General features: G+C 72.0%; 24 protein-coding genes. 11 read left to right on the forward strand and 13 right to left on the reverse strand.

Features of this window, described 5'->3' with window-relative positions:
- Nucleotides 1-80: 80 nt before the first annotated feature.
- From QQX13_RS06330 to QQX13_RS06345, 4 genes are all read right to left on the reverse strand, one after another.
- Nucleotides 81-1835: an ABC transporter ATP-binding protein gene (locus QQX13_RS06330; RefSeq protein ID WP_301152859.1), complete on the reverse strand. Its 1755-nt coding sequence runs from the start codon at nt 1833-1835 to the stop codon at nt 81-83.
- The gene (locus tag QQX13_RS06335) at nt 1832-2773 is read right to left on the reverse strand and encodes an ABC transporter permease (protein ID WP_301118872.1); all 942 of its coding nucleotides are present in this window, start codon (nt 2771-2773) and stop codon (nt 1832-1834) included. The genes QQX13_RS06330 and QQX13_RS06335 overlap by 4 nt, the downstream gene beginning before the upstream one ends.
- A complete protein-coding gene (locus tag QQX13_RS06340) occupies nt 2766-3692 on the reverse strand; it encodes an ABC transporter permease (protein WP_301118871.1) in 927 nt (308 codons plus the stop codon). The genes QQX13_RS06335 and QQX13_RS06340 overlap by 8 nt, the downstream gene beginning before the upstream one ends.
- Nucleotides 3693-3873: 181 nt before the next feature.
- Nucleotides 3874-5523, reverse strand: a complete 1650-nt coding sequence (locus tag QQX13_RS06345) for a peptide ABC transporter substrate-binding protein (RefSeq protein WP_301118870.1) — start codon at nt 5521-5523, stop codon at nt 3874-3876.
- A 286-nt stretch (nt 5524-5809) separates the two neighbouring features.
- On the opposite strand from QQX13_RS06345, the gene QQX13_RS06350 reads away from it, so the two are divergent.
- On the forward strand, nt 5810-7051 hold the full coding sequence (locus QQX13_RS06350; protein WP_301152860.1) for a DNA recombination protein RmuC: 1242 nt from the start codon (nt 5810-5812) through the stop codon (nt 7049-7051).
- A gap of 48 nt (nt 7052-7099) precedes the next feature.
- Here the strand turns inward: QQX13_RS06350 and QQX13_RS06355 are convergent, their stop codons facing one another.
- Entirely contained in the window at nt 7100-8083 is a 984-nt protein-coding gene (locus tag QQX13_RS06355; RefSeq protein WP_367281263.1) for a 4-hydroxy-3-methylbut-2-enyl diphosphate reductase, read from the reverse strand.
- Nucleotides 8084-8114: 31 nt separating this feature from the next.
- Between QQX13_RS06355 and xseA the strand changes: the two genes are divergently transcribed.
- Nucleotides 8115-9392 carry an exodeoxyribonuclease VII large subunit gene (gene xseA / locus QQX13_RS06360; protein WP_301152862.1) on the forward strand — a complete coding sequence of 426 codons (1278 nt, stop codon included), beginning with the start codon at nt 8115-8117 and terminating at the stop codon, nt 9390-9392.
- A 10-nt stretch (nt 9393-9402) separates the two neighbouring features.
- Here xseA and QQX13_RS06365 read toward each other — a convergent pair whose 3' ends face one another.
- Nucleotides 9403-9960 (reverse strand): hypothetical protein, encoded by a 558-nt coding sequence (locus QQX13_RS06365; RefSeq protein WP_301152863.1) that lies wholly within the window; start codon nt 9958-9960, stop codon nt 9403-9405.
- Between the two features lie 126 nt (nt 9961-10086).
- Here QQX13_RS06365 and QQX13_RS06370 point away from each other — a divergent pair, with 126 nt between their 5' ends.
- The 3 genes from QQX13_RS06370 to QQX13_RS06380 all read left to right on the forward strand — a co-directional run bounded on the left by QQX13_RS06370 (nt 10087) and on the right by QQX13_RS06380 (nt 13275).
- The gene (locus tag QQX13_RS06370) at nt 10087-10362 is read left to right on the forward strand and encodes an exodeoxyribonuclease VII small subunit (protein ID WP_301152864.1); all 276 of its coding nucleotides are present in this window, start codon (nt 10087-10089) and stop codon (nt 10360-10362) included.
- A gap of 58 nt (nt 10363-10420) precedes the next feature.
- The gene (locus QQX13_RS06375; protein WP_301152865.1) at nt 10421-11809 is read left to right on the forward strand and encodes a class II fumarate hydratase; all 1389 of its coding nucleotides are present in this window, start codon (nt 10421-10423) and stop codon (nt 11807-11809) included.
- A gap of 152 nt (nt 11810-11961) precedes the next feature.
- Nucleotides 11962-13275, forward strand: a complete 1314-nt coding sequence (locus tag QQX13_RS06380; protein WP_301152867.1) for an NAD(P)/FAD-dependent oxidoreductase — start codon at nt 11962-11964, stop codon at nt 13273-13275.
- A gap of 141 nt (nt 13276-13416) precedes the next feature.
- Here the strand turns inward: QQX13_RS06380 and QQX13_RS06385 are convergent, their stop codons facing one another.
- From QQX13_RS06385 to hemE, 4 genes are all read right to left on the reverse strand, one after another.
- Nucleotides 13417-14604, reverse strand: coding sequence for a ferrochelatase (locus QQX13_RS06385; protein ID WP_301152868.1), 1188 nt, complete (start codon nt 14602-14604; stop codon nt 13417-13419).
- Complete coding sequence (gene hemQ / locus QQX13_RS06390; protein ID WP_301118861.1) at nt 14601-15275, reverse strand: hydrogen peroxide-dependent heme synthase; 675 nt, start codon at nt 15273-15275, stop codon at nt 14601-14603. The genes QQX13_RS06385 and hemQ overlap by 4 nt, the downstream gene beginning before the upstream one ends.
- Before the next feature lie 140 nt (nt 15276-15415).
- Nucleotides 15416-16723 (reverse strand): protoporphyrinogen/coproporphyrinogen oxidase, encoded by a 1308-nt coding sequence (locus QQX13_RS06395; RefSeq protein WP_301152869.1) that lies wholly within the window; start codon nt 16721-16723, stop codon nt 15416-15418.
- Between the two features lies 1 nt (nt 16724).
- Nucleotides 16725-17837: a uroporphyrinogen decarboxylase gene (gene hemE / locus QQX13_RS06400; RefSeq protein ID WP_301118859.1), complete on the reverse strand. Its 1113-nt coding sequence runs from the start codon at nt 17835-17837 to the stop codon at nt 16725-16727.
- A gap of 44 nt (nt 17838-17881) precedes the next feature.
- Between hemE and QQX13_RS06405 the strand changes: the two genes are divergently transcribed.
- The 5 genes from QQX13_RS06405 to QQX13_RS06425 all read left to right on the forward strand — a co-directional run bounded on the left by QQX13_RS06405 (nt 17882) and on the right by QQX13_RS06425 (nt 23283).
- Nucleotides 17882-19207, forward strand: coding sequence for a glutamyl-tRNA reductase (locus tag QQX13_RS06405; protein WP_301118858.1), 1326 nt, complete (start codon nt 17882-17884; stop codon nt 19205-19207).
- A 95-nt stretch (nt 19208-19302) separates the two neighbouring features.
- Nucleotides 19303-20298 (forward strand): FecCD family ABC transporter permease, encoded by a 996-nt coding sequence (locus tag QQX13_RS06410; RefSeq protein ID WP_301118857.1) that lies wholly within the window; start codon nt 19303-19305, stop codon nt 20296-20298.
- Nucleotides 20295-21329, forward strand: a complete 1035-nt coding sequence (locus QQX13_RS06415) for a FecCD family ABC transporter permease (protein WP_301118856.1) — start codon at nt 20295-20297, stop codon at nt 21327-21329. Before QQX13_RS06410 ends, QQX13_RS06415 begins: the two co-directional genes overlap by 4 nt.
- A complete protein-coding gene (locus QQX13_RS06420) occupies nt 21326-22150 on the forward strand; it encodes an ABC transporter ATP-binding protein (RefSeq protein WP_301118855.1) in 825 nt (274 codons plus the stop codon). Before QQX13_RS06415 ends, QQX13_RS06420 begins: the two co-directional genes overlap by 4 nt.
- Nucleotides 22151-22200: 50 nt before the next feature.
- Nucleotides 22201-23283: an ABC transporter substrate-binding protein gene (locus QQX13_RS06425; protein ID WP_301118854.1), complete on the forward strand. Its 1083-nt coding sequence runs from the start codon at nt 22201-22203 to the stop codon at nt 23281-23283.
- 82 nt (nt 23284-23365) lie between these two features.
- Here the strand turns inward: QQX13_RS06425 and phoH2 are convergent, their stop codons facing one another.
- Together phoH2 and QQX13_RS06435 are read right to left on the reverse strand one after the other, a co-directional pair.
- Complete coding sequence (gene phoH2, locus QQX13_RS06430; protein ID WP_436968570.1) at nt 23366-24622, reverse strand: RNA 5'-3' helicase PhoH2; 1257 nt, start codon at nt 24620-24622, stop codon at nt 23366-23368.
- A gap of 440 nt (nt 24623-25062) precedes the next feature.
- The gene (locus QQX13_RS06435) at nt 25063-25827 is read right to left on the reverse strand and encodes an isoprenyl transferase (protein ID WP_301118853.1); all 765 of its coding nucleotides are present in this window, start codon (nt 25825-25827) and stop codon (nt 25063-25065) included.
- Between the two features lie 76 nt (nt 25828-25903).
- On the opposite strand from QQX13_RS06435, the gene trhA reads away from it, so the two are divergent.
- Complete coding sequence (gene trhA, locus QQX13_RS06440; protein ID WP_301118852.1) at nt 25904-26560, forward strand: PAQR family membrane homeostasis protein TrhA; 657 nt, start codon at nt 25904-25906, stop codon at nt 26558-26560.
- Here trhA and QQX13_RS06445 read toward each other — a convergent pair.
- Nucleotides 26492-26755, reverse strand: a complete 264-nt coding sequence (locus QQX13_RS06445) for a hypothetical protein (RefSeq protein ID WP_301118851.1) — start codon at nt 26753-26755, stop codon at nt 26492-26494. The genes trhA and QQX13_RS06445 overlap by 69 nt on opposite strands.
- Between the last annotated feature and the right edge of the window lie 8 nt (nt 26756-26763).

The following is a 26763-nucleotide window of genomic DNA, read 5'->3' on the forward strand; positions in this document are numbered from 1 at the left end:
ACGCGTCGACGGGACGATGCGCGGATACAGCACAGCGCCCCCGGAACCGTCGGTTCCGGGGGCGCTGAGAGCGTGTCGCGCTAGTTGCCGAACTCGATGCCCGCGCCGGGGATCGCGTCGAGCAGTCGCTGCGTGTACTCCTGCTGGGCGTTCTCGAAGATGTCGTCCGTGGAGCCGGCCTCGACGATCTTGCCGCGCTCCATCACCGCGACCGAGTCGGCCACCACGCGGACCACCGCGAGGTCGTGGGTGATGAAGAGGTAGGTCAGGCCGAGCTCCTCCTGCAGGTCCGCGAGGAGCTGCAGGATCTGGGCCTGGACCAGCACGTCGAGGGCGGAGACCGCCTCGTCGAGCACCACGACCTCGGGCTTGAGCGCGAGGGCGCGGGCGATCGCCACGCGCTGGCGCTGACCGCCGGAGAGCTCGTTCGGGTACCGGTGGGCGAGCTCGGCCGGCAGCGCCACCTGCTCGAGGAGCTCCTCGACGCGGGCGTGACGGCTCGCGCGGTCGCCTACCTTGTGGACCTTGAGCGGCTCCGCGATGATCGCGCCGATCGACCGCTGCGGGTCGAGCGAGGCGTACGGATCCTGGAACACCACCTGCATGCGGCGGCGCAGGTCGAACAGCTGCTTGGCGGAGGCCTTCGCCATCGACTGGCCGCCCACGGTGATGTCGCCACCGCTCGGCGGCTCCAGTCCGAGCACCAGGCGCGCGGCGGTGGATTTGCCCGAGCCGGACTCGCCCACCAGCGCCAGGGTGGTGCCCTTGTGGATGTCGAAGGAGATGCCGTCGACCGCGTGCAGCGGCTCCGACTTGAAGCTCCCGCGACGGATCGAGTACGTCTTGCGCAGGTCCTTGACCGAGATCATCACCGGCGCGGCCTCGACGGCGGCCTCGGTGTCCTCGTGACGCTCGGCGAGAGCGGCCATGTCGAGCTCGTCCGCACCCTCGGCGACCGGGAGACCCGCCGTCGAGTGGATGCGGCGCGACGCGAGCGACGGGGCCGCCGCGATGAGCCGCTTCGTGTAGGGGTGCTGCGGGTTCTGCAGGATCTCGAGGCTGGGTCCCGCCTCGACGATCAGGCCCTTGCTCATCACGATCAGCTTGGACGCGCGCTCGGCGGCGAGGCCCAGGTCGTGGGTGATGAACAGCATCGCCGTGTTCTTCTCGCGCGTGAGCGACTCGAGGTGATCCAGGATCACCTTCTGCACGGTCACGTCGAGGGCCGACGTGGGCTCGTCCGCGATCAGCAGCTTCGGGTCCGCGCCCAGGCCGATGCCGATCAGCACGCGCTGACGCATGCCGCCGGAGAACTGGTGCGGGAACTGCTTCATGCGACGCTCGGCGTCGCCGAGGCCCGCCTGCTGCAGGACCTCGATCGCCTTGGCCTCGATGTTCTTCTTGCCGGTCGCGACGCCGTTCGCACGGATCGCCTCCCGGACCTGGAAGCCGACCGACCACACCGGGTTGAGGTTCGACATCGGGTCCTGCGGGACGTAGCCGATCACGCCGCCGCGGACGGCCGCCATCTTGCTCTCGTCGTAGCGGGTGATGTCGGCGCCCTCGACCTTGATCGATCCGCCCGAGATACGGCCGTTGCCGGCCAGCAGCTTGATGAGCGCCGTCGCGGTGGTCGACTTGCCCGAGCCGGACTCGCCGACGATCGCGACCGTCTCGCCCGGGTAGATGTCGAAGGACACGCCGCGGACGGCGTGCACGTCGCCCGTGCCGGTCTTGAACGTGATCTGAAGGTCGTCGACCTCGACCAGGGGCGCGTTGGGGTCCGCGGCCGGCTTGCCGGTCGTGGTGGTCTCCACGGTGATCTCCTCGGTCATCGGCGCGCCCTCGCCTTCGGGTCGAGCGCGTCACGGATCAGCTCGCCCAGGATGATGAAGGCGAGCACGGTGACGGTCAGGGCCAGCGACGGCCAGAAGAGGGCCATCGGCGCGACGCGGATCGACGACTGCGCCTGCGCGATGTCGTTGCCCCACGACATGGTCGAGGAGCCGAGGCCGATTCCCAGGAAGGACAGGGTCGCCTCCGCCGTGATCGCGGCACCCAGGGCGATCGTGAGGTACACGATCACGGGGGTGAGCGAGTTCGGCAGCACGTGACGGACCAGCGTGGAGAACTTCGACCGGCCCATGGCCTCGGAGGCCATGACGTACTCGAGGTTCTTCACCTGGAGAACCTCGGCTCTCAGGATTCTCGCGAGGGACGCCCACGCGAATCCACCGATCGCGAGCGAGATGACGAGCACGTTGCGCTGCGGCATCACCGACATCACGACGACGGCCGCGAGGAAGTAGGGGATCGCGAAGAAGATGTCGCCCACGCGGGACAGGACCGAGTCGATCCAGCCGCCGTAGAACGCCGCGAGCGCGCCCATCGGGATGCCGATCACGGCGGTGATGAGGACGACGAGCAGGCCCACGGAGAGCGAGGTGCTCGCCCCGTAGACGATGCGGGCGTACACGTCGCAGCCCTGGCGGGTGAAGCCGAGGGGGTGGCCCTCGGTGGGGGCGCCGTTCGAGTTGGCGAGCTGGCAGTCGTTGTTCGGCAGCGTGTCCGTGAACAGCGACGGGAACAGCGCCGCGAGGGACACGACGGCGACGATCGCGATCGCGATGTAGAACAGCGGACGGCGGCGCAGGTCGCGCCAGGCGTCGAGCCAGAGGTTGGACTTGCGGTCGCTGAGGCGGACCTTGTCGACCTCCCCGCCCTCGTTCGGGTCGGAAGGGGCGACGTAGTGCTCGGTGATGCGGTCAGACATAGCGGATCCTCGGGTCCAGGACGGCGTACAGCAGGTCGACCAGGATGTTCACGATCACGTACATGATCGTGAGGATGGTGACGAAGGTCACCACGGTCGCGTTCTCGCCGCGGGTGATCGCGTCGAAGAGCACCTTGCCGATGCCGGGGATGTTGAAGATCCCCTCGGTGACGGTGGTGCCGGCGATCAGGGCGCCGAAGCTGGCAGCCGTGTTCGTGATCACGGGGATGAGCGAGTTGCGGGCGACGTGGACCCCGACGATGCGGCCGCGCGTCAGGCCCTTGGCCGAGGCGGTGCGCACGTAGTCGGCGTTCTGGGCCTCGATGACCGAGCCGCGCATGAGCCTCATGCCCGTGACGTAGATCGTCAGGGCGATCACGAGGGCTGGGAGGAACATCGCCCCCCACGTCGCGTTCGCGCCCACCGTCACGGGGGCCCAGCCGAGCTTGATGCCGATGAAGTACTGGGCGAGGAACAGCGCCACGAACGGCGGCACCGAGCTCAGCACCAGCGCCACCACCAGGTTGGTGTTGTCGATGATCCCGCCCTTGCGCAGGCCCGAGATCAGGCCGATGATCACGGCGAGCAGGAACTCGATGACCACGGCCATGACGACGAGCTTCAGCGTCACCGGGAAGGCGCGGGCGAAGACCTCGCTGACCTCCTGGCCGGAGAACGTCACGCCCAGGTTGCCGGTCAGCAGATTCTTCAGATACAGCAGGTACTGCACGAAGAACGGCTGGTCGAGGTTGTACTGCGCACGCACGGCCTCGAGGACCGCGGGGTTCGGCGTCTTGTCGCCGAAGAGCGCGAGCACGGGGTCTCCCGGCATCGAGAAGACCATGAAGTAGATGAGGAAGGTCGTACCCAGGAACACGGGGATCGCCTGGAGAAGTCGGCGCACCACGTACATCAGCATGGGCGCGCTCCCTTGAATTCAAGTGTGGAGAACATGAGAAGGCCGATTCTACTGGGACGAGGCTGGGACCCCCGCTCGTGGCAGGATACCCGCCGCGTTCTCCGCTGATGGCGGGACGCGGGCGCTCGTCCGGACGTGCGACGGCCCGCCCCGCGCGAGGCGGGACGGGCCGTCGATCCGCTTAGTTCTTGGTGATCTCGTAGAACAGCGGGACCGAGTGCCAGTCGAACACGACGTTCGACACGGTCTCGGCGTAGCCGCCGGTCACGTTCGAGTACCAGAGCGGGATGGCGGGCAGGTCCTGGAACAGGACCTCCTGCGCCTCCTGGAACTTCTCGATCGCGGTCTCCGGGTCGGAGGCGGTGCGGCCCTCGTCGATCAGCGTGTCGAACGCCTCCGACGAGTAGTCACCGTCGTTCGAGCCGGCGCCGGTGTAGTACAGCGGGCCGAGGAAGTTCTCGAGCGACGGGTAGTCCGCCTGCCAGCCGGTACGGAACGCGGTCTCGATGACACCGTTCGAGATGTCGGTGCGGAACTCGGCGAAGGTCGGGTAGGGCGCGCCCTCCGCCTCGATGCCGAGGGTGTTCTTGATGGAGTTGACCACCGCGTCGACCCAGGTCTGGTGACCACCGTCGGCGTTGTAGCCGAGCTGGAAGGTACCGGTCCAGGCGTTGATCGCGTCGGCCTCGGCCCACAGCTCGGCGGCCTTCTCCGGGTTGTACTCGAGGACCTCGGAGCCCGGGACGGAGTCCGACCAGCCGGAGATGACCGGCGAGGTGAAGTCCGAGGCGGGGGTACGGGTGCCCTGGTAGATCACGTCGGTGATCTCGTCGCGGTTGATCGACATCGACAGCGCCTGGCGACGGAGGTTGCCCTCCTCACCCGAGAAGTGCTCGAGGCGCTCCGGGATGGTGAACGACTGGAAGATCGCGGCCGGCTGGTTGACCGCACGGTCGCCCAGGTCGGTCTCGAACGTGGCGATCGCCGAGTCCGGGATGCCGTCGATCACGTCGACGTTGCCGGCGAGGAGGTCGGCGTAGGCCGCGTCCTGCGTGGCGTAGAAGACGATCTTCAGACCGTCGTTCGCGAGCTCGCGCTCACCCATGTAGTCGGGGTTCACACCGAGCTCGATCTGGACGTCGTGCTGCCAGTCGGCCGCGTCCGCGAGGGTGTAGATGCCGTTGCCGACCGGAGCCGCGCCCCAGGCCGCCTTGTCCTCGGCCTCGAGGAACGAGTCGGGCATCGGGTAGAAGGCCGAGTAGCCCAGCGACAGCGGGAACTCGGCGTTCGCGTTGGCCAGCGTGATGGTGAACGTCAGGTCGTCGACGACCTCGAGGCCCGACATCTCGGGAACCGACTCGTCCCAGCTGAAGCCCTCGATCTGCTCGAAGAAGTAGCTGTTGTAGGCGAGCTCGGCGTTCGCGAGGTCCGCGCCCCAGTTCCACGCGTCCACGAAGTTGTGGGCGAGCACGGGGGTGCCGTCGGTGAACGTCCAGCCCTCCTTGAGGGTGACGGTGAACGTCTGCGAGTCATCGCTGGTGATCGACTCGGCGACCTCGTTGTGCGCGGCGCCGTCGCCGTCGTAGTAGACCAGGCCGGCCCACAGGGCGTCGACGATCTTGCCGCCGCCGGTCTCGTTGGTCGCGACCGGGATGAGCGGGTTCTGGGGCTCAGAGCCGTTGGTGATGATGATGGCGTCGCCGGTCGAGGCGCTGCCGTCGGTGGAGGCCGAGGTGTCGGTCTCCGAGCCGGACGACGAGCAGCCCACGAGGACGAGGGCCGACGCGGTCGCGACGGTGACGCCCCCCAGCACGGACTTGCTGATCTTCACTATTCCTCCTGTTTCGCCCGGCTGCCACCGGGCTGGGATAGGCGGAGGCCCGGGTCTCGGACCGCCGACTGTTGTTGCACGCAGTGAACGTGCGACCCCGATAGGGTAAACAATTGCGCGTTAACGAAGTGTTTCGCGGGTGCCCACCGTCGGGATTTGTGACCCAATAGTAATCAGCCCACACGTGTAAGCGCTTGCATGTGACGCATCGCACAACATCCCGCCGCGCCCTGCAGGAAACCTGCGCGGGGTCGGAGATGTCAGACCCCCGTGCCAGGCTCCCCTCATGGACCAGATAGTGCTGTTCTCCCTCGGACTCGCTCTCGGAGGCATGGTGGGCGCCGCCGTGATGAGCCGCCTGGCCACGCGCCGGCAGGATCGCGAGCGCGCGCGCAGCCGTGCCGAGCAGGAGGCGCTCCGCCAGGAGTTCCGGTCCGTGAGCGCGGAGGCGCTGCGCGCCAGCCAGGAGCAGTTCCTCGACCTCGCGCAGGAGCGCCTGAGGCGGTCGGAGCAGGAGGGCGGCGCGGCGCTCGCACGACGGGAGCAGGCCGTGCGGGAGATGGTCGAGCCGCTCTCGCGCAGCATCGAGACGATGCGGGCCCAGACGGTGGAGGCCGACCGCGCCCGGGCGGCGGGACAGGCGGCGCTCGGCGAGCAGGTCCGGCAGATGATGGCGGCGACCGAGCGCGTGGGCCGCAAGGCGGACGACTTCATCAACACGCTCCGCCGTTCCGACGTGCGCGGCAACTGGGGCGAGGTCCAGCTGCGCCGGGTGGTCGAGCTCGCCGGCATGGTCGAGCACGTCGACTTCACCGAGCAGGAGGTGGTCCGCGATGGCGAGGGCCGCAACCTCCGCCCCGACATGACGGTGAGGCTCGCCGGTGGTCGCAGCATCGTCGTCGACTCCAAGGTCGCGCTCGTCGCCCTGCTGGAGGCGTTCGAGACGGAGGACGATGCGGTGCGCGCCGAACGGCTCCAGGCCCACGCCCGGCACGTGCGACGGCACGTGGACGACCTGAGCGCGAAGCGCTACTGGGAGCAGTTCGCCTCGGCACCCGAGTTCGTCGTCATGTTCGTGCCCTCGGAGGCCTTCTACCAGGCGGCGCTCGAGCAGGACGGGTCTCTGCAGGAGTACGCCTACCGGAAGGGCGTGGTGATCGCGACCCCGACCACGCTGGTCGCGATGCTGCGCACGGTCGCGCACGCGTGGCGCGAGGAGGCCCTCGCACGCGACGCGCAGCAGGTGCTCGCGCTGGGCAAGGAGCTCTACGAGCGCCTGTCGACGCTCGCGTCGCACCTGGGCAAGGTCGGGAAGGCGATCGATCAGGCGGGACGCGCGTACAACTCCACGGTCGCGTCGCTCGAGTCGCGCGTCCTCGTGAGCGCGCGGCGGTTCGGCGAGATGCAGCGGCTCAGCGATGAGCTGCCCGAGGTCGACCAGATCAGCACGGACGCGCGCGAGCTGACCGCTCCCGAGCTCGTCTCCGGGGCACCAGGTTCCCCGCAGGAGCCGGCGGCGCGAGAATAGGGGCCGCCACTTCCCCGCACGGGGTGGGGCCGTGACGGGCGGCGCAGCTCAGGCGCGAAGCGCGCGCTCGGCCTCCTTGGCCTTGAGGTCGGCTCGGATCTCGCGAGGAAGGGAGAACATGAGGTCCTCGGTCGCGGTCCGCACCTCCTCGACCGTCTCGTAGCCGCGCGCCGCGAGCGCGTCCAGCACGTCGCGCACCAGAATCTCGGGCACGGAGGCGCCGGAGGTCACGCCGACCGTGGTGACGCCGTCGAACCAGGCCTCGTCGATCTCGCTCGCGCGGTCGACCCGGTACGAGGCACGTGCGCCGGACTGCAGCGCCACCTCGACCAGCCGCACCGAGTTCGACGAGTTCGCCGACCCGACCACGATCACCAGGTCGCACTCCGGGGAGAGCTTCTTCACCGCCACCTGGCGATTCTGGGTCGCGTAGCAGATGTCGTCGCTCGGCGGATCCTGGAGCGCCGGGAACCGGTCGCGCAGACGGCGCACGGTCTCCATCGTCTCGTCGACCGAGAGGGTGGTCTGCGACAGCCACACCACGTTCTCCGGGTCGGGGACCTCGAGGGTGTCGACATCGTCGGGCGAGTTCACCACGATCGTGTGCTCGGGCGCCTCGCCCGCGGTCCCCTCGACCTCCTCGTGACCGGTGTGCCCGATCAGCAGGATGGTCCGCTCGTCGCGCGCGAAGCGGATGGCCTCCTTGTGCACCTTGGTCACGAGGGGGCAGGTCGCGTCGATGGTCTGCAGCGAGCGCCGCTCGGCCGCGGCACGGACCGCGGGCGACACTCCGTGCGCGGAGAACACGACGCGCGCACCCTCCGGTACCTGGTCCGTCTCGTCCACGAAGATCGCGCCGCGGTCGGCGAGGGTCTCCACCACGTACTTGTTGTGGACGATCTCCTTGCGGACGTACACGGGCGCCCCGTGGAGCTCGAGCGCCTTCTCGACGGCGATCACGGCGCGGTCGACGCCGGCGCAGTACCCGCGAGGAGCGGCGAGCAGGACACGCTTGGTGCTGGTCTCGGGCATGGTCTCCATCCTACGTGGCAGGCTGGGGCGCGTGACCGAGACGCCCGCGCCCCTGTCCTCGCCCCCGGGGGACAACGAACGGGCACCGCTCACGCTTCCCGCGACGGCGGCGGACACCAGCGCGGAGCGGCCGTGGCCGGTCCGGCACCTGTCCCCCAAGATCGCCGACTACATCGCGCGGCTGCCCGCGGTCTGGGTGGAGGGCCAGGTCCTCAACGTCAAGCGCTGGCGCGACCTGGTGTTCCTCACGCTGCGTGACACGGACGAGCACATGTCGCTCAGCGCGACGCTGCCCGCCAAGGCCGTCGACGCGCTGGGCACGGACCTGACCGACGGCACGCGAGTGGTCATCCACGCGAAGCCGCAGTGGTGGGCCAAGCAGGGCACCTTGCAGATGGCCGGCCGCGACGTGCGCCAGGTGGGTCTCGGCGACCTGCTCGCGCGGCTCGAGGCTCTCAAGGATGCGCTCGCTCGCGAGGGCCTCTTCGACACGGACCGCAAGGTCCCGCTCCCGTTCATCCCCCGCACGGTGGGCCTGGTGTGCGCGACGCAGGGCGATGCCGAGCACGACGTCGTCGAGAACGCGACGCGCCGGTGGCCCGGCGTGCGCTTCGAGATCCGCCGCGTGACGGTGCAGGGGGCACGTGCGGTCCCGGAGACCACCGCGGCCATCCGCGAGCTCGACGGCCTCGACCGGGTGGACGTGATCGTGGTCGCGCGCGGCGGCGGATCCTTCGAGGACCTGCTGCCGTTCAGCGACGAGGCGCTGGTGCGAGCCGCGGCCGCGTGCGCGACCCCGCTGGTCAGCGCCATCGGCCATGAGAAGGACAGCCCTCTCCTGGACCTGGTCGCCGACTACCGCGCCTCGACCCCGACCGACGCCGGCAAGCGCATCGTCCCCGACGCGGCGGCCGAGGCCGCCGGCATCGCGCGAGCGCGGCAGTCGATGGCCGGCGCGCTCGCCGCCGGGATCTCGCGCGAGCGGCAGGCCCTCGCGGCGCTGAGGTCGCGTCCCGCCCTCGACCGGCCGGGCACCATGCTGGAGGCGCGCGCCGTCGAGGCGGCGCGGCTCCGCGCGGACGCCGGTCACGCGCTGGTCAGGTCCCTCTCGTCCACCGAGGCGGAGCTGCGCGAGCTCGCCGCCGGCGTGCGCGCCCTCAGCCCCCTCAGCACGCTCGAGCGCGGCTTCGCCGTGGTGCGGGACGCCGCCGGCGGGATCGTCCGCGACGCCGCGCAGGTCGGGCCGGGCGACGCCCTGCGCATCCGGGTCGCGCGCGGCGAGATCGCCGCCGACGTCTCCGGGACCTGACCGCGGAGGGTCAGCCCTTCCCGAGCAGGGCGTCCAGCGCATCGTCGCGCACCCGGTGCGCCGCGACGATCGGCGCGCGCTCGCCCACCGAGGCCGGGTGCGTCGGCGGGAACGCGGGGACCTGCGCCGCCGCGGCCGGCGCCGCGGGGGCCGGAGCCGTCGTGGCGCCGTACCGCTTCGCCTCCGCGAGGCGGGCGCGGGCGTGCTTCGCGTACTCCTTGTGGATCTGCCGGCCCAGACGGGCGATGACCGGGTCCGGGACCGCGGGATTGCCGATCAGCGCGTAGATCACGTCGACGTTCTTGTCCTTCGCGAGGTCCTCGAACAGCTCGACCGGGATCCCCTGGCGCGGGTTGCTCGCGACGCCGATCCGGACGTCCGCGTTGACGTCCTGCGCCAGCTTGAGCAGCGTGATGATCGGGGTGCCGGGGTGGGCCGCAGCCGCCGCGCGCACCTTCGCCTCGGGAGAGCGCGCGAGCGTCGCCAGCTCGCCGTCGCTGATGTTGCCCGCGAGCGCCTTCTGCGCGCTCTGCAGAGCCGTCTGCTGCCCGTTGCTGTCGCTGAACATGTCCACCTCGTCGTGTCTCGTTCTCGATGCGTGCTGTGCCTCATGGGACGGGGCATCGCACGGGTTATGACGCGACTAACGGCGCGAGATCGCCTCGACTTGAGGCCATTCGGTAGCGTCGGGCACGTGACTGACGCGACGAGCCCGCTCGAGACCCCGGTGGACGACCTCTCCTACGAGGAGGCCCGCGACCAGCTCGTCGGGATCGTCGCGCGGCTCGAGGCGGGCAGCGCGACGCTCGAGGAGTCGCTCGGGCTGTGGGAGCGCGGCGAGGAGCTCGCCGCCCGCTGCCAGGCGTTGCTCGACGGCGCCCGCGACAGGATCGCGGCCGCACGCGGCGTCGATGAGGACGATGCGGACGCCGGGATCGTCGGAGTGGCGGCGACGGACGACGAGGACTGACGCCGGAACGTCGCGACAGGGGTCCCCGGGCCCGCGCCTCCGTGCAAGAATCGGCGCCATGACAACGGAGTTCCGCATCGAGCACGACACCATGGGCGAGGTCCGCGTCCCGGCCGACGCCCTCTACCGCGCGCAGACGCAGCGCGCCGTCGAGAACTTCCCCATCTCGGGGATCGCCCTCGAGCGGCGCCACATCGAGGCGCTCGCGCGGGTCAAGAAGGCGGCCGCCCGCGCGAATGCGGAGCTGGGCGTCCTCGACCAGGGGATCGCCGATGCGATCGTCGCCGCCGCCGAGGAGGTCGCGGGCGGCGCGCATGACGCCCACTTCCCCGTCGACGTGTTCCAGACCGGCTCCGGCACGTCCTCGAACATGAACACCAACGAGGTGATCGCGACGCTCGCCACCCGCGCGCTCGGGGCGGATGTGCATCCGAACGACCACGTCAACGCCTCGCAGTCGAGCAACGACGTCTTCCCGACCTCGGTGCACGTCGCGGCGACCGCGGCGCTCGTCGGCGACCTGATCCCCGCGCTCGAGCACCTCGCGACCACGCTCGAGGCGAAGGCGGAGGAGTTCGCCGACGTCTTCAAGTCCGGCCGCACCCACCTGATGGACGCCACCCCGGTGACGCTGGGTCAGGAGTTCTCCGGCTACGCGGCCGCCGTCCGCTACGGGGTCGAGCGCCTCCTGGTCGCCCTCCCCCGCGTCGCGGAGGTCCCGCTCGGCGGCACCGCGGTCGGCACGGGCATCAACACGCCCGCCGGATTCCCGCAGCGCGTGATCGCGCTGCTCGCCGAGGACACCGGCCTCCCGATCACCGAGGCCCGCAACCACTTCGAGGCGCAGTCCGCGCGCGACGGTCTGGTCGAGGTCTCCGGCGCGCTGCGCACCATCGCCGTGTCTCTCACCAAGATCTGCAACGACCTGCGGTGGATGGGCTCGGGCCCGAACACCGGCCTGGGCGAGATCGCGCTGCCGGACCTCCAGCCGGGCTCGTCGATCATGCCGGGCAAGGTGAACCCCGTGGTCCCGGAGGCCGTCCTCATGGTCTGCGCGCGCGTCGTGGGCAACGACGCCACCGTGGCCTGGGCGGGCGCGTCCGGCGCCTTCGAGCTCAACGTGCAGATCCCCGTGATGGCGCTGGGCACCCTGGAGTCGATCCGGCTGCTGTCCTCGGCCGTCCGCGTGCTCGCGGACCGCACCGTCGCCGGCACCGTCGCGAACGTCGACCGCGCCCGCTTCCTCGCGGAGGCGAGCCCCAGCATCGTCACCCCGCTCAACCGGGTGATCGGCTACGAGAACGCCGCCGCGATCGCCAAGCACGCCGTCAAGAAGGGCATGACGGTGCGCGAGGCCACCGTCGACCTCGGGTTCGTCGAGCGCGGCGAGATCAGCCTCGAGCAGCTCGACGCGCTGCTCGACGTCACCACGATGGTGGGCCGCTGAGAACACGCCGCTGACCAGCGCCTATATCGCCCCCGGGACGTAGGTCCCGGGGGCGAGGTACGATTGAGGGCGATTTTCCACGCACCGTCGCGGGACGGCGACGCGGGAACACGGCGGACCTCTCCCGCGGTTCCCCCTGCAGGAGGTTCCCCATGTCCCGGACACGCGTTCTCATCCTCGGAGGCGGCTACGTCGGCCTCTACACCGCGCTCACCCTCAAGAAGAAGGCACGCGACAAGGTCGACATCACCGTGCTCGACCGGCGGCCGTACATGACGTACGCGCCGTTCCTGCCGGAGGTGGGCGCCGGGTCCATCGAGCCTCGCCATGCCGTGGTGCCGCTGCGCCGTGAGCTCCCCGAGGTGCGCGTGCTCCAGGGCAAGGTCGACTCGATCGTGCACGCCGACCGACGGGTGACCGCGACCACCGACCTCGGCGAGGAGCTCGTGGTCGAGTACGACGAGCTCGTGGTCGCGCTCGGGGCGGTCTCGCGGACCCTGCCCATCCCCGGTCTGCTGGAGTTCGGCATCGGCTTCAAGTACGTGGAGGAGGCGATCAGCCTGCGCAACCGCGTCCTGGGGCGCATCGCCCGCGCCGCGACCACCACCGACGCCGAGCTGCGCCGCAAGCTCCTCACGTTCGTGTTCGTGGGCGGCGGCTTCGCCGGCGTCGAGGCCTTCGCGGAGACCGAGGACATGGCCAAGGCGGCGCTGCGGTACTACCCGGAGCTGTCCCGCTCGGACCTCAACTTCGTGATGGTGGAGGCGGCGCCGCGCATCCTGCCCGAGATGGGGCCGGAGATGGGCGCGTACACGGTGACGGAGCTCGAGGATCGCGGCATGCGCGTCCTTCTCGAGACCCGCCTCGAGAGCTGCGTCGGCGGCCACGTGGTGCTGTCCAACGGCGAGGAGTTCGAGGCGGACACGGTCGTGTGGACCGCCGGCGTCAAGCCCTCGCCCGTGATCCAGGCGTCGGACCTGCCGCTCGGCCCCCGCGGTCACGTCAACACGGCGGCGACCCTCCAGGTGATCGACGACTCGGGCGCGCCGATCGGCGGCGCCTGGGCCGCGGGCGACTGCGCGCAGGTCCCGAACCTGGTCGAGGGCGAGGGCGACTGGTGCGCTCCCAGCGCCCAGCACGCGGTCCGTCAGGCGAAGCACCTGGGCACGAACCTCGCCCGGCACCTCGCGGGCGACCCGCTCGACGAGTACAAGCACAAGCACCTCGGCGTGGTGGCCTCGCTGGGCCTCAACAAGGGCGTCGCGACCACCATGGGGTTCAAGCTGCGCGGCTGGCCGGCCTGGGTCATGCACCGCACGTACCACCTGCTCGCGATCCCGACCTTCAACCGCAAGGCCCGGGTCGCCCTGGACTGGACCGCGGCGGTGTTCTTCCGCCGCGACCTCGTCTCGATGGGCCGCATCCAGGAGCCGCGCCGCGCGTTCGAGGAGGCCGCGCGCTCCTAGCGCGAGGCCTCGCCCCACCTCCGCCGCCGGACGCTCCGCACGGACCTGGCCTGGACACGCCGGGTGCAACCCGCGCATCGTCCCACCCCGACGGCGTGTCGCCGTCGATTCCGTGCGGACTGTCCGGTGGAGCGGGGTGGGTCAGCCCTCCGACGCGACTGTGGGCTTGGGCGCGCGGCCCAAGCAGCAGTCGGTGGGGCACACGTCCTGCCACGGCCCCAGGCCGGTGAGCGCCTCACGCGAGCGCGGCGTGCCTCCGGGGGTCACGTGGCGCTCCTCGACCAGGTCGATCAGGCCGGAGACGAACGCCGGGTCGATGCCCACGGTCGGCACGCGCACGGCCGCCAGGCCCCGCTCCGCGCACGTCTCGAGCGCCTCGTTGTCGAGGTCCCACGCGACCTCCATGTGGTCGGACACGAAGCCGACCGGGGAGATCACCAGGCCGGTCACGGACGCGGGCAGCGCCTCGATCGCGTCGTTGACGTCGGGCTCGAGCCACGGCACCTCGGGCGAGCCCGAGCGCGACTGGAACACCAGCGACCACTCCGCGGTCGGGAACTCGTCCGCGACGGCGTCCATGATGAGCGCGGCGACGGCGCGCTGCTGCTCGACGTACCAGCCGCCGCCGGCGAACCACTCGTCCGCGCCGCCGGTCGGCACCTCGGTGCCGTCGGGCCGTGCCTCGCGGGGACCGGAGACGTCGGCCGCCGCGGTCGGGATCGAGTGGGTCGCGAACATGACGTGCGGCGCCGCGCCGTCCCCCTGCGCCGCGAGGTTGCGCAGGCCGGCACGCACGGCGTCGATGTTGGGGTTCACGAAGCCCGGGTGGTCGAAGTACTGGCGCACCTTGTCCAGCTCGAGCTCTCCCGTGAGCCCGGTCTCCTCGAGCGCGGTCGCGAGGTCCTCGCGGTACGCCCGGCAGCCCGAGTAGCTCGAGAACGCGGTGGTGACCAGCACCAGCACCTTGCGGTGGCCGTCCGCGTGGAGCTCCTTCAGGGCATCCGCGAAGTACGGCGCCCAGAAGCGGTTGCCCCAGTACACCGGGAGGTCGAGGCCGCGGGCGGCGATCTCGGCCTCCAGCGCGGCCTTGAGGTCGCGGTTCTGCTCGTTGATCGGGCTGATGCCGCCGAAGTGGCGGTAGTGGTGCGCCACCTCCTCGAGCCGCTCGTCGGGGATGCCCCGGCCGCGGGTGACGTTGCGGAGGTAGGGGATCACGTCCTCCTGGCCCTCGGGGCCGCCGAAGCCGGCGAGGAGGATCGCGTCGTAGGTCGCGGCGGGCAGGGTGCGGGACGATGCGGCGAGCGGCGGCAGGGCGACGGCCTCGGTCATGACGCGAGCACCTCCACGGCCTCGGCGGTGGTGATGCGGCGGCCGGTGTAGAAGGGCAGCTCCTCGCGCACGTGGCGGCGGGCCTCGGTGTAGCGGAGGTCGCGCATCATGTCGACCAGCTCGGTGACGTCGTCGGCCTCCATCGGCAGCAGCCACTCGTAGTCGCCCAGCGCGAAGGCGGCGACGGTGTTCGCGACGACCCCCGAGTACTTCGCGCCCGCGATGCCGTGCTCGCGGAGCATGACGGAGCGCTCCTCCTCGGGGAGCAGGTACCACTCGTAGGACCGCACGAACGGGTAGACCGTCAGCCAGTCGCGCGCGCGCTCGCCGCGCAGGAAGCCCGGCACGTGGCGCTTGTTGAACTCGGCGTCGCGGTGCACGCCCGCGGCGGACCACGTGAGGGTGGTCTCCGCGAGGAGCTCGGTGGCGCGCAGCTCGCGCAGCGCGAGCTGCAGGTCCTCGAGGACCGGGCCGTGCAGCCACAGCATGACGGTGCCGTCGGCGCGCAGCCCGGAGACGTCGTAGATGCCGCGCAGGACCACGTCGTGCTCGGCGAGCTCGGTGACCGCGGAGTCGAAGTGCTCGACCACGTCGGCGAGGTCCTCGTCGGGCGCGTGCAGCAGCCCGTCGAGCACGGAGAACAGCGTGAAGCCGTGAGGGGAGTCGCTCATGCGCCCCATCTTCCCCCGCCGTGCGCCCCGGGGCGAAATCAGCTCCCCGCTTCTCCCCTCCCCCGGACGCTCCGCACGGAATCCGCGGCGACACGCCGCGGCCGGCCCGCGCATCGTCCCGTGGGCGCGGCGTGTCGGGATCAGCTCCGTGCGGGCTGTCCGGGGGTGGGGCGCTGCTCCGCGCCGACGATCGCGGCGAGCCCGCTCAGCCCGGCCGCCGATCCGACCAGCTCGAGCCCCGGCAGCGGCGCCCTGTCGGGTACCCGCGCGGGGGACGCATCGTCCCACACCACCGTCCGGGACGCGCGGACCTGCGGCGGCGCGAGCGGCACGCCGAGCAGCCGCGCCGCGTCGTCGAGCGCGTGCGCGGCGACGTCCTCGTCCGGATCGGGCAGGGCGTAGGAGAGGCGCACGACGTGCAGGCCGTCGGCCGCCTCGCGCAGCCACCGCCACTTCGCGGTCGCGTGCGTGAGCGCCTTCGCGCGGGTCACGCCATCCGTCGCGAGCACCCCGGTGCCGCGCGGGGCGGCGTCGAGCGCGGGCGCGTCGAGCACCAGCGTCACGAGCGCGACCCGGCGGGCCGCAGCCTCGGGTGCGGTGTCGAGCGCGGGGACCAGGCGCCCCGCCACGGCAGCGGTGGTGGCGAGGACCAGCGTGTCCGCGGTCATGGTGCCGCCGCCGGCGCGCACGTGCCACGCGCCGTCCGCGCGCACGACCGACTCCGCCTCGGTGCCGCCGAGCAGGCGGACGCCGTCGGCGAGCGCCGCGTCCGCGAGCGCCTGCGCGATGCGCCAGATGCCGCCTCGCACGCCGAGCACGGCCGACCCGGCGGGCGCGAGGGCACGCCGGCGCTCCGCCAGCGCGGTGAGGCTGCCCGCGGCCCGCAGCTGAGCAGGCAGGGTCGGGTCGATCGCCGCCAACGGCAGCTCGTCGAGCGGGCGCGAGTACACGCCCTGCAGCACCGGCGCCACGAGCATCCGCGCGACCCGCTCTCCCAGCCGCGATCGCACCAGCGACCCGACGGTCGCATCGTCGGCGACATCGCCGAGCGGACGTCCACGCTCGAGGGCGGCGTCGACCGCGGCCGCCCAGCCGATGACCCGCCGCACGTCGGGCTGCAGGGGGCGCGTGGGGATGCCGAGCCAGCCGGTGATGGGGAGCGCGTACGCACGGTCGGGGCTCACCACCCACGCAGGTCGGCGGGTCGGGGCGACCAGGTCGCCGCCGAGCCCGAGACCGCGCGCCAGGTCCGCGACCGCGGCGCTGCGCGTGGCGAAGGACTCGGCGCCGGCGTCCAGCAGCAGCCCGTGGACCTCGTGCGCGCTGACGCGGCCGCCCCAGCGATCCGCGGCCTCGAGCACCGTCACCTCCGCCCCGTCGCGCGCGTGGCGGCGCGCGGCCAGCAGACCGGCGACGCCGCCGCCGACGACGATCACGCGTGCCGGCATGTCAGCCGCGCTCGTGGACCAGGTCGACCACGCGCTGCAGCTGGTCGGGATCCGTCTCGGGCGGCACCCCATGGCCGAGGTTCACCACGTGGCCCGGGGCCTCCGCTCCGCGCGCGAGCACGTCGAGCACGTGGCTCGCGAGCACGTCCGCGGGGGCGTCGAGGCGCGCGGGGTCGACATTGCCCTGGAGCGGGTAGGCCCCGCCGAGCAGGCGGGACGCCGCGTCGAGCGGCAGCCGGTAGTCGACGCCCATGACCGTCGCGCCCGCCTGAGCCATCGGGGCGAGCAGGTGCGAGCCGTGGGCGGCGAAGTGGATGCGCGGCACCGGCAGGTCGGCGACCGCGTAGAGGGCGGCGGCGGAGAAGGGCAGGCACGACTCCTCGTAGTCGGACGCCGCCAGCGAACCGGCCCACGAGTCGAACAGCTGGACCGCGGAGGCACCGGCGAGCACCTGCGCGCGGAGGAACAGTCCGGCGGCTCGGGAGGTCCACGCGCTCAGCGCGGCCCAGACGTCGGGCGCCGCGAGCATGAGCCGTCGCGCGCCCAGGTGGTCGCGCGACGGGCGGCCGTCGACCATGTAGGCGGCCAGGGTGAAGGGAGCGCCGGCGAAGCCGATGAGCGGGGTCTCCCCGAGCTGCGCCGTGGTGAGGCGGACGGTCTCGCGGATCACGTCGAGCGCCGTGTCGAAGGCGCCCCTGTCGCCCGGCTCTCCCAGCTGGGGCAGCGCCTCGACGTCGTCCATGGTGCGGATCGGCCGCTCGAACACCGGTCCCACCCCGGGGGCGATGTCGACGCCGACCCCGGCGAGGCGCATCGGCACCACGATGTCGGAGAAGAAGATCGCCGCGTCGACGCCGTAGCGGCGGACGGGCTGCAGCGTGATCTCGGTCGCCAGCTCGGGCGTGAGGCAGGACTCCAGCATGGTGGTGCCGCGGCGGGCCTCGCGGTACTCCGGCAGCGACCGGCCCGCCTGCCGCATGAACCAGACGGGACGATGCGCGGGCTGCTCTCCGCGCAGCGCGGCGAGCAGCGGCGCGTCAGCGACGCGCCCGTCGGCGAGGGGATGGTCCGGGGCGAGCAGGCTGGGGTCGGGGGTCGCGGACGACGGATGCATGAGGACGATTCTGCCCTGCCGGGGTCCCGTGTCAGAATTGTGCGGTGCCTCTCCTGTCCCTGGTGGCCAGCCACCGCAACCGCGACCTCGCGATCCTCGAGCAGCTGCAGGTCGGCGCCGACCGCCTCGCGGCCGAGCTCGTGGACCGTCATGGCGCGGTGACGGGTGCCGTGGTGCTGCCGACATGCAACCGCTTCGAGGTCTACGTCGAGGCGGAGGACCTGGAGACCGCGCGGCACCAGGTGGTCGAGGCGATCGCCGAGCTGAGCCAGCTCGACCCCCGCTCGGTCGAGGACTCGCTGATGCCGTTCGAGGGCGACGATGCGGTCCAGCACCTGCTGTCCGTGACCTCCGGCCTCGAGTCGATGGTGGTGGGCGAGCGCGAGATCTCCGGCCAGGTCCGGCGCGCGCACCTCGACTCGCAGCGCCGGCACCACATCACCCCGCGGCTCGACCGGCTGTTCCAGTCGGCGCTGAGGACGTCGCGCGTGGTCGCCTCGTCGACCGGCCTGGGCACCTCGGGCCGCTCCGTCGTGTCCGTCGCCTTCGACCTCGCCTCCGACACGGTCGAGTGGGAGGACGCCCGCGTGCTGCTGATCGGCACCGGGGCGCTCGCCGAGACGGCGGTCGGCGTGCTGAACGGCCGCGGCGCCCGGATCTTCGGCGTCTACTCGCCGTCGGGCCGGTCCCTCGAGTTCTCGGTCCGCCACGGCATGGACGCGATCACGGCGGCCGGCCTGGAGATGGCGATCCGAGAGGCCGATGTGGTGGTGACGTGCTCAGGCGGGGAGTCGGTGGTGGTGACCTCGCCGCTGGTCGCCGCCGCGCGGCACGGCATCGACCACCCGCTGACGATCGTGGACCTCGCGCTCCACCGCGACGTCGCCCCCGGCGTGGCCGGCCTGCGCGGCGTCACCGTGATCGGTCTCGACCAGGTGGGCGAGCACGCCCCCGGCGAGTCCGTGGGCGCGATCGAGGCCGCGCGATCCATCGTGGCGCACGCCGTCGCACGCTTCGGGGACGGCGAGACGGCCCGCTCCCTCGACCCCGCCGTGGTGGCGCTCCGCGAGCATGTGTTCGGGCTCCTCGAGCGGGAGATCGCGCGGATCCGACCGGCGTCCGGCGCCTCGCCCGAGGCGATCGCGCGCGCCGACGAGACGGAGCAGGCGCTGCGTCGCTTCGCCAAGACCCTCCTCCACACTCCGACGGTACGGGCGCGCGAGCACGCGCAGGCGGGCGAGTCGTCGATCTACCTCGATGCGATCCGCGCCCTGTACGGCATCGACGTGGCGGTGCCGGACGACGCGTGCCCGGCTCCGGCGATCGACGCGGACGGCGCATCGTCGACCACCTCGACGGACGCCATTTAGCCAACGTCCGCGTTGCTTTAATCGCTCGCGATGGGCTAGGTTAGGCAAACCTTCCCTGAAGCACGATGTCCGTGCGCCCCGTCCCGAGGAGTCGAATGCGCACGCGCGCCCTTGTCACGCTCGCCGCCGCCGCGGTGCTGCTCGTGGCCGTCGCGTTGTCGCTGGCGATCGGCTCGCGCAGCATCGACCTCGGCACGGTGTGGGAGGCGATCGTCCGGTACGACCCGACCGATCCCCTGCAGCAGATCGTGCGGGAGCTCCGCGCGTCGCGCACCGTCATCGGGCTGCTCGCGGGCGCCGCGCTCGGCGTGGCGGGCGCGCTCATGCAGGCGCTCACGCGCAACCCCTTCGCCGACCCCGGCCTGCTCGGGATCAACGCCGGCGCGTCGCTCGCGGTGGTGCTCGGCCTCTCGACGGGTCTCGCCACGGGCTTCGCCGCCCAGGTCCCGCTGGCGTTCATCGGCGCGGGGCTCGCCGCCGTGATCGTCTACGCGATCGGCGCGCGAGGCGCGGCCGCCGGCGCACCCGTGCGGCTCGCCCTCGCAGGCGTCGCGCTCACCGCCCTCATCTCCTCGGTCACCTACGCCGTCCTCATGGTCGACGACGCGACGCTCGACCAGTTCCGGCTCTGGGTCGCCGGCTCGCTCACGGGCCGACAGGCGGACGACGTCGCCGCGCTCGTCCCGGTGGTCCTGGTCGCGATCGCGGCGGCGCTGGTCGCCTCGCGCCAGCTCGAGGCGGTGGCGCTCGGCGAGGACACCGCCCGTTCGCTCGGCGTGCGCATCGGCGGGGTCCGGACGGTCGTCATCGTGCTCGTCACGCTGCTCGCGGCCGCCGCGACCGCCGCGGCGGGACCGATCGTCTTCGTCGGCCTCGCCGTGCCCCACCTGGCCCGCGCGCTGGTGGGCGCATCCCTCCCGTGGCTCGTGATCGTGAGCGCGCTCGGTGGCGCGGCGCTGATGCTCGTCTGCGACGTGGTCGGGCGGGTGATCGCGCCTCCGGGCGAGATCGGCGTCGGCATCACCACCGCCTTCATCGGCGGCATCATCTTCGCGCTCATGGCGCGACGCATGAAGGTGGTGGAGCTGTGAGGATCCTGCGCCTCGGGCCCCTGGGCATCACCACGCACCGCCGGACCTTCGCGGTCGGGCTGGCGCTCCTCGCCCTCCTGGCCGCGCTGCTGCTGTTCGCGCTGTCCGCGGGCAAGGCCGACATCGGCGTCCTGGACTCCCTCCGCGCCGCGGTCGGCATCCCCGTCGGGGCACCGGCGGACTTCATCGTCGGTCAGGTCCGCGCGCCGCGCGCCCTCACCGCGGTGCTGGTCGGGGCCATGCTGGGGCTCTCGGGCGCCATCCTGCAGTCGCTCACGCGCAACCCGCTCGCATCCCCCGACTTCATCGGCATCAGCATGGGCGCCGGCACGGGCGCGGTGCTCACCATCTGGCTCGTCACCGCATCGTCCCTCTGGGTCACCGCCGCCGCGGCGGCCGCCGGGGCGCTCGCGACGGCCGCGCTGATCCTCGCGCTGTCGTGGAGGCGCCGGGGCATCGTCCCCCTCCGACTGATCCTCGCGGGCATCGCCGTCGGGTTCGTCGCCCAGGCGACCACCCAGTACCTGCTCACGCGCATGGACGTGCACGACGCGGGGAACGCCCTCGCCTGGCTCGTCGGCACCACCACGGGCCGCACCTGGACGCACGTCACCGTCGCCGCGATCGTGATGGCCGTGCTGGCGCCGATCGTGCTGTGGAACGCCCGCGCGCTGCGGACCATGGAGATGGGCGAGGACACCGCGCGGGGGCTCGGCATCGCCGTCGGGCCGGCCCGCGCCACCCTCGCCGTGTGCTCGGTGCTGCTCGCCGCCGGCGCCGTCGCCGTGACGGGCCCGGTCGGGTTCATCGCCCTGGTGGCGCCCGCGCTCGCGCTGCGCGTCACCCGCAACGCCGGGGCCACGCTCATCCCGTCCGCCCTCATGGGCGCCACCCTGCTGCTCGCCGCCGACCAGCTCGCGCAGCAGATGCCCGCCACCCTGCAGTTCCCCGTCGGCATCTTCACCGCCGTCGTGGGGGCGCCGTACCTGCTCTGGCTGGTCTGGCGCGCATCCCGAGGAGGTCCCGCATGACCAGACTGGAGACCCGCGGCGCGGTCATCGGCTACGGCGGCGCGCCCATCGTGCGCGGCGTGGACGTGGCCGTGCCCGACGGGCAGATCACCGCGATCGTCGGACCCAACGGCTGCGGCAAGTCGACCCTGCTCCGGGCCCTGGTCCGGCTGCTCGAGCCGAGCGAGGGCACGGTGCTGCTGGACGGCGACGACATCCACCGCATCCCGACGCGCGAGGTGGCGCGCCGCGTCGGCCTGCTCCCCCAAGCGCCCATCGCGCCCGCCGGGATCACGGTCAAGGAGCTCGTGGCGCGCGGACGGACGCCGCATCAGAAGGTGCTCCGGCCGTGGAGCGCCGCCGACGAGACCGCGGTGATGTCCGCGCTCCACTCGACCGCGCTCACCGAGATCCAGGACGCCGTGGTCGACGAGCTCTCGGGAGGCCAGCGGCAGCGCGCCTGGATCGCGATGGCGCTCGCGCAGGACACGCCGCTGATGCTGCTCGACGAGCCCACCACCTACCTGGACATCGCCCACCAGTTCGACGTGCTCGACCTGCTCCACCGCCTCAACAACCGGCAGCAGCGCACCATCGTCATGGTGGTGCACGACCTTCACCAGGCCGCGCGGTACGCCCACCACGTGATCGCGATGCACGACGGCGAGGTCGCCGCGTCCGGCGCGCCCGCCGAGGTGTTCACCGAGGACCTGATCCGGCGCGTCTTCTCCCTCGAGGCGCGCGTGCTTCCCGACCCCGTCACCGGCACGCCCCTGGTGGTGCCGGCGCACGGGCCCGGCGGGGCGCGCGACCACGGCCCCGACCCGCGACCCACCCCCTGACGTCCCTTCACCCCAGCCGTCCAGGCACCGTTCCCCAGGAAAGGAAACCCATGATCACCTCCACCCAGCGCCGCGCCGCGGCGATCGGGATGGCCGCGGTCGCCGCGCTCGTCCTCGCCGCCTGCTCGTCGGGCACCACCGACGCCGAGGCGACCGAGAGCGCCTCCCCGGCGGAGACCGCCACCGAGGCCGCCGCCTTCCCGGTGACCCTCGACACCGTGATGGGCGAGGTCACCATCGACTCCGAGCCGCAGCGCGTCGTCACGCTCGGCTCCCACGAGCACGAGTACCTCTACGCGCTCGGCGTGGCCCCCGTCGCGGTGCCCGAGTCGTGGCAGGACTACGAGCTCGGCACCGGCCCGTGGGCCGTGGCCGACATGGAGGCCGCGGGCGCAACCCCAGAGACCTTCGTGCCCGGCTCCGGCACCTACGACGCGGAGCTCATCGCGTCCTTCGAGCCCGACCTGATCGTCGCGACCTACCCCAACCACACCATGACCCAGGAGGAGTACGACCTGCTGTCCGGCATCGCCCCCGTGGTGACCCGTCCCGCGACCGGCTCCGATGGCGTGGAGACCGTCGAGTGGGGCGTCTCGCTCGCGGACGAGCTGACCCTGCTGGCCGCCGCCACCGGCACCTCCGACACGGCCATCGAGATCCTCGCGGACATCGACGCCGAGTTCGCCGCCGTGCGCGAGGCGCACCCCGAGTGGGAGGGCCTCACCTCCCAGGTCGGCGGCTTCTACGAGGGCCAGGCCTTCGTGTACGCCGCCACCGACACCCGCAACCAGTTCCTCGCGAGCGTGGGCCTCGACGTCACCGCCGTCGAGGGCACCGACGCCGCGTGGCTGCAGATCAGCGCCGAGCAGCTCGACACCGTGCTCGGCGACCTCGACTCCGTGGTCTGGCAGGTCGCGACCACGCCGGAGGCCAAGGACTCCCTCGAGGCGCTGCCGCTGTTCGCGTCGCTCAACTCGACGACCACCGGCGGCAACGTCTGGCTGACGGACACCGTGCTGGAGGGCGCGTTCTTCGCGAACTCGCCGTCCTCGATCGCCTACACGATCGAGCACATGGTGCCGCTGCTCGAGGCCGCCCTCGACGGCGACCCGGCCACCGAGGCCGCCGCCTGACCCACGCCGCACGCAGCGAGGCCCCGCTCCCCTCTCGTGAGGGGGCGGGGCCTCGTCGCGTGTCGGGACGATGCGGGCCGGGCTAGAGGTCCAGGCGCTCCAGCATGTCCGTGACCAGCGCGGCGACCGCCGAGCGCTCGGAGCGCTCGAGGGTGATGTGCGCGAACAGCGGGTGACCCTTGAGCGCCTCGATCACCGCCGCGATGCCGTCGTGGCGGCCCACCCGCAGGTTGTCGCGCTGGGCGACATCGTGCGTGAGCACCACGCGCGACTGCTGGCCGATGCGGCTGAGCATCGTGAGGAGCACGTTGCGCTCGAGCGACTGGGCCTCGTCGACGATCACGAAGGCGTCGTGGAGGGAGCGGCCGCGGATGTGGGTGAGGGGCAGGACCTCGAGCATCCCGCGCGCCATGACCTCCTCGAGCACCTCGCCGGAGACCATCGCGCCGAGCGTGTCGAAGACCGCCTGCGCCCACGGGTTCATCTTCTCGGCCTCGGAGCCGGGCAGGTAGCCCAGGTCCTGGCCGCCGACCGCATAGAGCGGGCGGAACACCATGATCTTCTTGTGCTGGCGGCGCTCCATGACGGCCTCGAGGCCCGCGCACAGCGCGAGAGCGGACTTGCCGGTGCCGGCGCGGCCGCCCATGGACACGATGCCGACCGACTCGTCGAGCAGCAGGTCGATCGCGATCCGCTGCTCCGCGGAGCGGCCATGGATGCCGAAGACCTCCTGGTCGCCGCGGACCAGCCGCACCGAGCCGTCGTCGGTCACGCGGCCCAGCGCGCTGCCGCGGCCGGCGTGGATCACCAGGCCCGTGTGCACGGGGAGCTGCGCGAGGTCCTCGCCGCAGTCGGCGGGGTGCGGGGCGGGCAGCGACTCGTGCTCCCACAGGGAGGCCATCTGCTCGTCGGTCAGCTGGATCTCGCGCATGCCGGTCCAGCCGGACTCGACGGCGAGCTCCGCGCGGTACTCCTCCGCCTCGATGCCCAGCGCCGAGGCCTTGACGCGCATCGGCAGGTCCTTCGACACCACCGTGACGGAGTGGCCCTCGGCGGCGAGGTTCGCGGCGACCGCGAGGATGCGGGTGTCGTTGTCACCCAGTCGGAATCCCGAGGGCAGCACCTCGGGGTCGGTGTGGTTGAGCTCGACCCGCAGGCTTCCGCCGGTCTGGTTCACCGCGACCGGCTCGTCCAGCTTGCCGTGGAGGACGCGCAGCTCGTCGAGCATCCGCAGCGCCGACCGGGCGAAGTACCCCAGCTCCGGGTGATGCCGTTTCGCCTCGAGCTCCGTGATGACGACCACGGGGAGGACCACCGCGTGCTCCGCGAAGCGCTTCATCGCTCGCGGATCCGACAGCAGGACGGACGTGTCCAGCACGAACGTGCGGACCTCCGTCTCCAACGCCGAGTCGGTGGAGGTGGTGGGGACGGTGCTAGGCGAGGTGGTCAACGGTGCTCCCAGCGAATCAGGCCGCAGGGCACCGAGCGCCCTGCGGCGGTCGGTTACGTCGGCTCGGGTCCGGGTCGACGTCGTGTTGTTACCACGAGGCCGACGCTACGCCCGGAACGGCGGGAAGCGGGAGAGGATCGCCCAATTGTTCACACGTTTGTAACTCGCATCCCGCGCCCGGGCGTGTCCCCTCCCCGTTGCTCCGCACGGTTCGGGCGACGACCCGCCGGACCCCGCCCGCGCATCGTCCCTCGTGGCCGGCGTGTCGGGGACGAAACCGTGCGGAGCATCGCGGGGGACCGGGGTGCGACGATGCCTCGCCGCGCCCGTCAGCGGCCGAGCCGGCGCTCGCGCTGGGAGAAGGCGCGCAGCGCGCGCAGGAAGTCGATGTGGCGGAAGTCCGGCCAGTACGCCTCGCAGAAGTAGAACTCCGAGTGAGCGGACTGCCACAGCAGGAACCCGCCCAGGCGCTGCTCCCCCGACGTGCGGATCACCAGGTCGGGATCCGGCTGCCCCTTGGTGTAGAGGTGGTCGGCGATGTGCTCCACCGAGAAGCTCTCCGCGACCTCCTCGAGCGAGTGGCCCGCGTCGACCCCGGCGCGCAGGAAGCCGCGCACCGCCTCCGCGATCTCGTGCCGGCCCCCGTAGCCCACGGCCACGTTGACCTGCAGCCCGGGCGCATCGTCGGTCCGGACCACGGCCGCCGCGAGGCGGGCGGCCGTGTCAGCCGGGAGCAGCGACGCGTCGCCCACATGCCGCAGCCGCCACCGGCCGTCGTCCGCGAGCCGCTCGACCGCGGCGGCGATGATCTCGAGCAGCGGCGCGAGCTCCTGGGGGTCGCGCGCGAGGTTGTCGGTCGAGAGCATCCACAGCGTCACCACCTCGACGCCCGCCTCCTGCGACCACTCGAGGACCTCGGTGATCTTGTCCGCGCCGGCCTGGTGGCCGTGGGCCGTGGACGCGCCCGACTGCTTGGCCCAGCGGCGGTTGCCGTCGAGGATGACGCCGATGTGGCGGGGAGCCTGGCCCTCCCGCTTCAGGGTGCGCGCCAGCCGCTTCTCGTACGTTCCGTACAGGAGCGATCTGAGTGCCATCGACATCCGTTCTCGGGGGGCGGCAGGGGCCGAGACCACCGTACTCCCGCGCCGTAACCTACGGTATCGTAGGTTCATGGCTGAGAACCTCCCCGTGCAGGGCAAGCCGCTGATGCGCGGCTGGCTTCACCTCGGAGCGGCGCCGCTCGCGCTGGTCGCCGGGCTGGTGCTGACGGCGGTCGCGCCGACGCTCCCCGGGCGCATCTCCTTCGCGATCTTCACCCTCACCGCGGTGATGCTGTTCGGCACCTCCGCCGTCTACCACCGCGGCAACTGGTCACCGAAGACCCAGGCCGTGCTGCGGCGCATGGACCATGCCAACATCTTCCTGATCATCGCCGGCACCTACACCCCGCTCACGGTGCTGCTGCTCGACAACCCGGCGAGGACCTGGGTGCTCGCGATCGTGTGGGGCGGCGCGCTGCTCGGGCTGCTCTTCCGCGTGCTGTGGCTGGGCGCCCCGCGGTGGATGTACGTGCCCATCTACGTCGCGCTGGGCTGGGTCGCGATCGGGTTCATCAAGCCGTTCTACGAGGCGGGCGGCATGGCCGTGGTGGTCCTCGTGATCGTCGGCGGCCTCTGCTACACCGTGGGCGCCATCATCTACGGCACCAAGTGGCCTCGCGGATCGACCCGGTACTTCGGGTTCCACGAGATCTTCCACTCACTGACGATCGCCGGGTTCGTCTGCCACTTCATCGCCGCCTCGCTCGCCGCCTTCGCCGTCGCCTGACGGCTCGGGGGACGATGCGGCGGTCGCCTGCACGTCGCCTGCCGCGGCGGCCTCCGCCGCCTCCTTCGCCGCCTGCGCCCGCACCTTCCTGAGGTGCCGGCTGAGCGACAGGAACAGGATCACGCCCGCGATCACGAGCCCGAACGTGGCGAGGAACGCGAGGAATCCCGGCCCGCCGCTGAAGTCTGACGACATGTCCACCC

It is taken from the genome of Demequina lignilytica (assembly GCF_030418375.1).
Taxonomy (GTDB): Bacteria; Actinomycetota; Actinomycetes; order Actinomycetales; family Demequinaceae; genus Demequina; species Demequina lignilytica.

Bases quoted from the DNA above. Each gene is read 5' to 3' on its own strand.
- QQX13_RS06330 (WP_301152859.1), bottom strand. From the start codon at position 1,835: ATGACCGAGGAGATCACCGTGGAGACCACCACGACCGGCAAGCCGGCC.
- QQX13_RS06335 (WP_301118872.1), bottom strand. From the start codon at position 2,773: ATGTCTGACCGCATCACCGAGCACTACGTCGCCCCTTCCGACCCGAAC.
- QQX13_RS06340 (WP_301118871.1), bottom strand. From the start codon at position 3,692: ATGCTGATGTACGTGGTGCGCCGACTTCTCCAGGCGATCCCCGTGTTC.
- QQX13_RS06350 (WP_301152860.1), top strand. From the start codon at position 5,810: ATGGACCAGATAGTGCTGTTCTCCCTCGGACTCGCTCTCGGAGGCATG.
- QQX13_RS06355 (WP_367281263.1), bottom strand. From the start codon at position 8,083: ATGCCCGAGACCAGCACCAAGCGTGTCCTGCTCGCCGCTCCTCGCGGG.
- QQX13_RS06365 (WP_301152863.1), bottom strand. From the start codon at position 9,960: ATGTTCAGCGACAGCAACGGGCAGCAGACGGCTCTGCAGAGCGCGCAG.
- QQX13_RS06375 (WP_301152865.1), top strand. From the start codon at position 10,421: ATGACAACGGAGTTCCGCATCGAGCACGACACCATGGGCGAGGTCCGC.
- QQX13_RS06380 (WP_301152867.1), top strand. From the start codon at position 11,962: ATGTCCCGGACACGCGTTCTCATCCTCGGAGGCGGCTACGTCGGCCTC.
- QQX13_RS06385 (WP_301152868.1), bottom strand. From the start codon at position 14,604: ATGACCGAGGCCGTCGCCCTGCCGCCGCTCGCCGCATCGTCCCGCACC.
- hemQ (WP_301118861.1), bottom strand. From the start codon at position 15,275: ATGAGCGACTCCCCTCACGGCTTCACGCTGTTCTCCGTGCTCGACGGG.
- QQX13_RS06395 (WP_301152869.1), bottom strand. From the start codon at position 16,723: ATGCCGGCACGCGTGATCGTCGTCGGCGGCGGCGTCGCCGGTCTGCTG.
- hemE (WP_301118859.1), bottom strand. From the start codon at position 17,837: ATGCATCCGTCGTCCGCGACCCCCGACCCCAGCCTGCTCGCCCCGGAC.
- QQX13_RS06410 (WP_301118857.1), top strand. From the start codon at position 19,303: ATGCGCACGCGCGCCCTTGTCACGCTCGCCGCCGCCGCGGTGCTGCTC.
- QQX13_RS06420 (WP_301118855.1), top strand. From the start codon at position 21,326: ATGACCAGACTGGAGACCCGCGGCGCGGTCATCGGCTACGGCGGCGCG.
- QQX13_RS06425 (WP_301118854.1), top strand. From the start codon at position 22,201: ATGATCACCTCCACCCAGCGCCGCGCCGCGGCGATCGGGATGGCCGCG.
- phoH2 (WP_436968570.1), bottom strand. From the start codon at position 24,622: ATGAAGCGCTTCGCGGAGCACGCGGTGGTCCTCCCCGTGGTCGTCATC.
- QQX13_RS06435 (WP_301118853.1), bottom strand. From the start codon at position 25,827: ATGGCACTCAGATCGCTCCTGTACGGAACGTACGAGAAGCGGCTGGCG.
- trhA (WP_301118852.1), top strand. From the start codon at position 25,904: ATGGCTGAGAACCTCCCCGTGCAGGGCAAGCCGCTGATGCGCGGCTGG.
- QQX13_RS06445 (WP_301118851.1), bottom strand. From the start codon at position 26,755: ATGTCGTCAGACTTCAGCGGCGGGCCGGGATTCCTCGCGTTCCTCGCC.